Origin of the sequence: Exiguobacterium sp. UBA6282 (assembly GCF_002440475.1) — a bacterium.
Taxonomy (GTDB): domain Bacteria; phylum Bacillota; class Bacilli; order Exiguobacteriales; family Exiguobacteriaceae; genus Exiguobacterium_A.
In genome coordinates, this window is the sequence record NZ_DJUM01000051.1 from 26,372 (window position 1) to 26,957 (window position 586).

The 586-nt window shown below is 48.5% G+C and carries 1 protein-coding gene and 1 pseudogene; both read right to left on the reverse strand.

All coding sequences use genetic code 11. The annotated features are described in order from the left end of the window. Nucleotides 1–23: 23 nt before the first annotated feature. Nucleotides 24–275, reverse strand: coding sequence for a hypothetical protein (locus B2751_RS12990; RefSeq protein ID WP_058265330.1), 252 nt, complete (start codon nt 273–275; stop codon nt 24–26). A gap of 58 nt (nt 276–333) precedes the next feature. Then, nucleotides 334–586, reverse strand: a pseudogene (locus B2751_RS12995) (hypothetical protein); the annotation flags it as partial.

Sequence of the window (586 nt, forward strand, 5' to 3'; positions counted from 1 at the left end):
GAACGGGCGACACTCGTTTCCTATCAAAAATCGGTTTCGGAATGAGCGGGTTTTGTCGGAAGGAAGAACCACCACAGATTCGTCAAAAGAGCGGCAAGGACGGCAAAGTTAAACAGATAAAGGCAAAAGAAGAAGACGAACTCACCGATGTCCTCGAGGTTGGCTAACGGATTATCGACCAGGTACGATTCGTGACTGACGCCGAAGAGGAACAAAGGAAAGAAGACATAGAAGTATCGTTTCCAAAAGAATGACGCACGACCTGTTTGAGACATATGAGCACCTCCTGAAGGAATGGCACGCTTCTTCTAACCGGAAGAAGCGTGTGTTCGTTTACGATAAGGATGGTGTACCGACGACTTCGACGTGACGCGTGACCGTATCAAACAGACGTGTTCGCGTATCGTTATGGGACAACAGCAACGGTTCACCGGTCTCGTCATAGATGAAGGCAATCGGAATCGAAAAACCACAGTTGCGGTACGAACCATCGGCATGACTCGTTCCGATCATGATTGCTTGTTGTGCTTGCCTGATGATACCCGCTTCACCGGACCACTCGACGTACTGTTCTTCATTAAACATA